Genomic DNA, 6,266 nt, shown 5'->3' on the forward strand with positions numbered 1-6,266 from the left:
TCCAGGCTGGCCGCTCTCATCCCAGGCGCCACCGCCTTCGGGGATGCCATCACGGCACCCTACGCACATGACTGGCTGGTACGGGTTGCCGTCATGGGGAAAGCTCAGCGCGAGGTCAGGCGCCAGAGCCACGGGTTCACCATCACGGTCTGGGCGCCCAGTCCTGAACTCAGGGATTCTGCATCCATCGCGGTCGACAGCTTCATTGCTGCCCGAGACTGGCTTCCTCTCCCTGATGGGTCCGAAGGCCGCCTCATCTACACGGGCACCACGCCTGTCGATGATGCCCAGGAAGCAGGCCTCTACCGCCGCGATTTCGAGTTCACCGTCGAGTACGGGCTCTTCGAATTCAAGGATGTACCGACGGTGCTCTTCGGCATCGGCGGAACCACGGTGACCAACACCGGCACGACGGTCACCGCCGTCGTCTAAGCCATCCTACCAAGAACCAAGGTAACCCTGGAGCCATAGCGCGCCGGGGCGATAACGCATGAGGAAACGCACATGCCGATTGTCCAGGCGGGCTCCTTCAACACAACCGCCATCGACGTTCCCGACATCTACGTCCAGGTCCAGCCGCCCCAGGCGCTGCTTCTGAACGGGGTGGCCTCCCACATCGTCGGCGTGGTCGGCACCGCGAACTGGGGTCCTGTGAACCAGCCGGCCATCATCGCCGGCATGGCGGACTACGACCGCGTGTTCGGTGGCCTGGTGAACAGGCTCCATGATGCTGGCACTGCCGTCGCAGTTGCCATTCAGCAGGGTGCAGCCGATTTCAGAGTTGTCCGAGTGACCGACGGCACAGATGCTGCCGCCGCTGTCGAGGTGGACGGACTGGGCAGCTTCACGGCGCTCTATACTGGTTCCCACGGCAACAACATCCGGGTCAGCGTGTCTGCCGGGTCCAGGAAGGACACTAAGCGAGTTGTGGTGAATCTCACCGGGAACTCGCCTGAGGTCTTTGACAACCTGCCATCTGAGGCACCCGCCTTCGCGGCTGCCCTGCAGATGGCCTTGATGTCCGGCCAGGATATCAGCCGTCCTGCCTCCAACCTGGTCCGCTTCACGCCCGCAGCCGAGGTGACCGCTACCATCGAGAACGCCACCTACGCCCTGACCGGTGGCACTGACGGTGGCGATGTCGACTCCTTCGACCTGATGGGCAGCTCGGGCGCCAGCAGCGGTCTCTACGTCCTGGCGGGAACCAAGGTCAGCACGGCCATGGTGGCAGACCTGTACGATGCAACCACTTATGTCGAGCAGACGGCCTGGGGTGCGGCCAACGGCTGCTACATGGTCATGGTCGGCCAGCCGGGTGAGACCATCCTCGACGCGGTGGAGCGCAAGCAGACCGCCGGTCTGGATGACCACAACGCGGCGCTCCTGTTCGGCGACTGGTGCTACTGGCGTGACCCGGTCAACCAAGTCATCCGCCTGGTTTCCCCGCAGGGGTTCCTGGCCGGCAAGTACGGCAACCTGCTGCCCAACCTTTCGGCGCTCAATCAGCCCCTGGTCGGCATCGTCGCCACCCAGCGGACCGGCGGCCTGACCGGCGCCCTGAAGCCCTACAGCACCGCCGAACTGGCTGTGCTGTTCCGGGCCGGCATCGATGTCATCACCAACCCCGCGCCGCGTGGTTCGGTCTGGGCGCTTCGCGGCGGCTTCAACGCCTCCACGAATGCCAGCATCAACGGCGACAACCATCCCAGGATGGTCAACTACATCGCCAAGACCCTGAACGAGGGTCTCGGATTGTATGTCGGCCGGATGATTACGCCAGACCTGCTGATGGAAGTGCGCGCCACCCAGGTTTCCTTCCTGGAAGGGTTGGTTGGCCAGGGCATGCTGGTGTCGATGGATGGGCAGCGGAAGCCATACCTGGTCATCTGCGACCGCTCCAACAATCCGGATGACCGCTTGGCGCTGAACTACCTCCAGTCGGACGCCAAGGTGCGCATCAACGGCATCGCCAAGCGCTTCATCGCGAACCTGGAAGCCGGCCAGACGGTCGTCACCGTCGAAGACTGACTGATGGCTGCAGGGAGGGGCTTCGGCTCCTCCCACCTACAGCTCCCCTCCAAATCACTAGGATTCCACCATGCAGCCATTTGACCTTGGCCGGCAGTGCCGCGCCGTGCTTGTCGGCCCCGACGGCGCCGTCATCCAGCTGGAAACCGTGACGGGCTTCGACGCCCGCCAGGTCGTCCAGAAAGTCCGCACGAACCCTCTCAACGGGCCGCCCCAGGAGCAGCAGATTCCCTCGGGCTGGGAGGGCTCCTTCGAGATGAGCCGCCAGGGCAGGGCAGCCGACGACCTCTTCTCCGGCATGGAAGCAAGGTTCTGGGCTGGCACTCCCATCCCGTATTGCACGCTTTTTCAGTACGTGACGGAGCGCGACGGGTCCATCTCGGCCTACCGCTACTCCAATGTCAGCATTTCTCTGGCGGATGCCGGTTCCTACCGAGCGACCGAGGCTGTGACCCAGCGCATCGAGTTTTTCGCCAGCCAGAAAGACATTGCTTAACCACAACTGATGGGAGGCCGAGATGGCTGAGAACCCCCAGGTCATGACGCCCACCCAGCAGGTGGTCGCGGCCTCCAAGAAGAACGCCACGCACACCATCACGACCCCGGACGGCCAGGTGGTGGTGTTCAGGGAGCTCGGCTACGTCGACACGATGAAGCTCAATCGAGCACTGGCCTACAACTCCTACAACCGGGTGTATGCCGAGCAGGTGGAGCTGGTCTTCATGATTCAGTCCGTCGGCGGCATCCCGTTTCCGCGCCCCTCGACTTTCGAGGAGGCTGAGAACCTGGCCTATAAGGCCGGCGACGACGTGATGTGGAGCCTTGAGGTCTGGCGCGAAGAGCAGCGCAGCAAGTCCCGCAAGCAGGTCTACGAGGCAATCTGGGGACCGGAGCTGGAGCCTCTCTTCGGCGAGCCGGCGGAGAACAAGGATGACCAGCCAGCCTCCTGAGGACCTGAAGCTCAGCCCCGAGGACGCGCAGATAAAGGCCATCACGGACGACATGAACCTCCGGATGTGCCTGCATCTGGTGAAGAACGGCGTGCCCTGGGACGTGGCCTTCAGCCTGGACGAAATTGAGGTCCGGGCCTTCGTGATGATATTCGGCTTCCTGGATGGCCATGACTGGGACTGGGAAGCCAGCTGCTGGAAGAAAAAGGGGGACTAATCCCCGGGCGAGGGCACCATGGTCATGCACTTCGATGGCTATGGGGCCTTCGCCAAGCACCTGCGCAAGGTGGCCAGCAAGGTCGAGGCAGCCCAGCGCCGGGGTCTCCGGCAGGGCGCAGCCATGATGGCCGCCACGGCCAAGGGCATGCATGGTGAGTACCAGCCATCCGACCGCGTCTCGAATGCCTGGGCTCCACTGGCTCCCCGGACGGTGGCGGAGCGCACTCGAAGGGGCTTCTCTCCTGACGAGCCTCTGCTTCGTACTGGCGCCCTGAGGGACAGCATCGGCTTCTCCGTCCAGGGGGATGAAGCCCTGGTGGGGTCGACATCGCCGCTGGCGGTTCACCACGAAAAGGGCACCGCCAGAATCCCGCCCCGGCCGGTCTTCTCCAAGACGGCCGTCATCCACGGACGGGGCGCTGCTCGGCTGGTAGGCGCCCATGTTGCCGCCACAATGGCCTCCATGCCTGTGGATGCCCTGCTGAAGAAGAAGCCCTGAGCTGAAAGGGACGCCCTGCGATGGACGCCTATGAAATCGGCATTCGCATGCGGGCGAATGGCGCTGAAATCGTGCGCATGCTTCGTGCCCAGGCGGCCGAGTATGAACGAATTCAGCGCGCCCAGGGCGGCCTGAAGCTCTCCCAGGAACAGCAGTTCAAGGCCCAGGAACGCGCCCGGGAGCGGGTCCGCTCCGCAGACCGAGAGGACGAGCGCCGCCGCCAAAGGCAAGTGCGTGATGAAGCCAAGGCCGCCCGGGACAAGCAGCGGGCTTCCGAGCGGCAGGCCCGCCAGGACGCTGCCGACATGCGCGCTGAACAGCGAGCCTGGGAGTCCGCCAGGCGGCGGGAGAGGCAGGCGGAGCGGGAGAAGGCGCGGGCCCTGGTCGAGCAGGAGCGCGCCGAGGAGCGTCGCATCCGTGCCATGGAGCGTGCCGCCGCCAAGGCCGAGCGTATCCGGGCCCAGGAGATGCGTCAGCACGACGCCATGCTCCGTGCCGAGCAGCGCACCGCACAGCGGATGGCGGCAGCACAAGAGGCCGCTGCCCGGCGGAGTGCCAGGGCCTGGGGCAAGGCCTATAGCGGCATCAACGCTGGTGGCCTGGGCGCCTTCCACACGATGGGGGCTTTCGCAGGCGTGGGTGCTTCTGCCTACGGGGTAGCCAGCATCGGCCGGGACATCATGTCCGAGGGCATCGAGCGCGAGCAGGCACGCCTGCAAATCCGGAACTTCCGGGCAAGCCCTGCAGACGTCCGCAGCGCCGAGGCGGTAGCCGAAAACCTGGTGAAGACCCGGGGGGACGGCACCAAGAGCGCCTATATGCAGATGATACGAGAGTCCGCCGGTACGGTGGGCTTCGATGCAGCCCTCCAGCTTGCCCCGCTGTTCGCGGACTTCCGCACTCGCCTTCTGGCCACCCAGAAGCCTGGGACGAATTCCGAAGCAGCGCTGGACGGCGAGTTCCAGGCCCTCCTGAAAGTTGCCGAGGGTCTGAACCGCGTTTACGACGACAAGGGCAATATCGACTACTCCGGCATCGCCAGGACCATGGCGCTTTTGCTCCAGTCGGTTTCACACTCCGGTGGGGCCATCAACGCCAGGACCATGGCGACGATGACCAACTACCTGGGCCCGCTGAGCCGCTCGATGTCGGACCAGGCGGTTTTCGGATACGGCGCCGACATCGCCCAGAACGTCGGCGGCAAGCCGGGCGGCACCGTGGTGGAGTCCATCGTGGCTCCTGTCCTGAAGGGGGCTATCACCAAGCAGCAGTTCCTCGGCCTGGACGGCGCTGGCGCCCTCGACCGGAGCAAGGTGTTCCGCCGTCGCGGTTCCCAGCTCTACTATCTGAAGCCCGGTGCTCTGAAAGATGAGCAGATGCTCACCGGTGCCGGTGGCGCCGAGGTCAATCCGTACACCTGGATTCGCGGGCGCATCAAAGATTACGCCGAGCGTCAGAAGGTAAGTGAGGCGGAAGCGACCTATCGCCTGATGCCGACATCGGCCGGACGCCGGGGTGCCACTCAGGTCCTGAACAACCTCATCCAGTCGGAGAGGTCCTGGGGAGACCGGATTGCCGCCGCGACAGAGAAGGGCACCTTCGACCAGAAGGACCCCGAATGGGCAAAGAAGTCCTTGGAGTTCCAGGCCAACCGGGACCGGGAGACCAATCCCGGCATCCAGATGACCATGTTCACGGCCGCCTGGAAGGATTTCCAGGCGAGCCTGTCCGACCAGGTCATGGCGCAGTCGATGGGCACCTTGAACAAGATGACCGGTCTCCTGCGCGACGCTGGAACTTGGGCTGACCAGAACGGCGACAAGGTCCGCCAGGTCGGTGACATCCTGGTTGGCGTCGGCGGCACGGCTGGCCTCCTGGGAGCGATGCGTCTCTTCAGCGGCGCCTTGGTACCCTTCGCGGTGGCGGGGGTCGCATATACGGCACTGGAACACCTTACGGGTGAGAAAGGGCTCACGGCCCTCGGTAAGGGTCTCCAAACCCTTTCGGACGGCCTGAAAGCCATTCCGGAGTCCGTCTTGATGGCTGGCCTTGGTGCCGCCGCTGGCGCCAGGGTCGCGGGTCCGACTGGTGCAGTCGTCGGCGCCGGGATTGGCTTTGGTGCAAGCAGGGTTCCCGGTGAGCTCGACGAGGCCAAGCGTGAGCGGGAGCTCTACTACCAGGAGCAGGCACGGAGTCACCAGCGCGACCGTGCCAATGGCATCGGCGAGTTCGGCACCCTGATGCGTGATTGGGGTATCATCGACCGCAGCAAGGACCCGCCAGCGCCTGGTGTCGATTACACGCCAGTGCCGGGAAGCAAATCGGTCGACGAGCTCCTCAACGACCTCGGCGTCAATGCCCCGCCAGGAAACCTGAAGAAGCCCGTCAGCTACATCCCGCCCGCCAATCGGGGAGGAAGCCAGCCGACCGAGGTCGCCGTCTACCTGGACGGCGAGAAAGTGGGCTCCTCCGTCCTGGGGCGGGTCAACCGAGAAGCCACGGCACCTCCTCGGGGGCGCACGGGCTTCGATGGGATGCAGCTCCCCATGCCTCCTGGCGTCATTCCCATC

At 64.7% G+C, this 6,266-nt stretch carries 6 protein-coding genes and 1 pseudogene; all 7 read left to right on the forward strand.

All coding sequences use genetic code 11. From position 1 onward, the window contains the following. Window positions 1–432: pseudogene (locus tag CR162_RS22585) on the forward strand (hypothetical protein); the annotation flags it as partial. Between the two features lie 72 nt (window positions 433–504). Continuing rightward, the gene (locus tag CR162_RS21345; protein ID WP_099097496.1) at window positions 505–2,028 is read left to right on the forward strand and encodes a phage tail protein; all 1,524 of its coding nucleotides are present in this window, start codon (window positions 505–507) and stop codon (window positions 2,026–2,028) included. A 70-nt stretch (window positions 2,029–2,098) separates the two neighbouring features. Then, complete coding sequence (locus CR162_RS21350) at window positions 2,099–2,524, forward strand: hypothetical protein (protein ID WP_099097497.1); 426 nt, start codon at window positions 2,099–2,101, stop codon at window positions 2,522–2,524. A 22-nt stretch (window positions 2,525–2,546) separates the two neighbouring features. Continuing rightward, entirely contained in the window at window positions 2,547–2,978 is a 432-nt protein-coding gene (locus CR162_RS21355; protein ID WP_099097498.1) for a hypothetical protein, read from the forward strand. Further along, window positions 2,959–3,195: a hypothetical protein gene (locus CR162_RS21360; protein WP_099097499.1), complete on the forward strand. Its 237-nt coding sequence runs from the start codon at window positions 2,959–2,961 to the stop codon at window positions 3,193–3,195. Before CR162_RS21355 ends, CR162_RS21360 begins: the two co-directional genes overlap by 20 nt. Window positions 3,196–3,213: 18 nt before the next feature. Continuing rightward, on the forward strand, window positions 3,214–3,696 hold the full coding sequence (locus CR162_RS21365) for a phage virion morphogenesis protein (protein WP_141563283.1): 483 nt from the start codon (window positions 3,214–3,216) through the stop codon (window positions 3,694–3,696). A 20-nt stretch (window positions 3,697–3,716) separates the two neighbouring features. Continuing rightward, the coding region (locus CR162_RS21370; RefSeq protein ID WP_218014956.1) for a hypothetical protein at window positions 3,717–6,266 on the forward strand (2,550 nt) is incomplete at its 3' end.

This window comes from Teichococcus rhizosphaerae (genome assembly GCF_002631185.1).
In the GTDB taxonomy this organism is placed as follows: Bacteria; Pseudomonadota; Alphaproteobacteria; order Acetobacterales; family Acetobacteraceae; genus Pseudoroseomonas; species Pseudoroseomonas rhizosphaerae.

Excerpts from the sequence above, each read along its gene's own strand:
- CR162_RS21345 (WP_099097496.1), top strand. The coding sequence starts at position 505 with ATGCCGATTGTCCAGGCGGGCTCCTTCAACACAACCGCCATCGACGTT.
- CR162_RS21350 (WP_099097497.1), top strand. The coding sequence starts at position 2,099 with ATGCAGCCATTTGACCTTGGCCGGCAGTGCCGCGCCGTGCTTGTCGGC.
- CR162_RS21355 (WP_099097498.1), top strand. The coding sequence starts at position 2,547 with ATGGCTGAGAACCCCCAGGTCATGACGCCCACCCAGCAGGTGGTCGCG.
- CR162_RS21360 (WP_099097499.1), top strand. The coding sequence starts at position 2,959 with ATGACCAGCCAGCCTCCTGAGGACCTGAAGCTCAGCCCCGAGGACGCG.
- CR162_RS21365 (WP_141563283.1), top strand. The coding sequence starts at position 3,214 with ATGGTCATGCACTTCGATGGCTATGGGGCCTTCGCCAAGCACCTGCGC.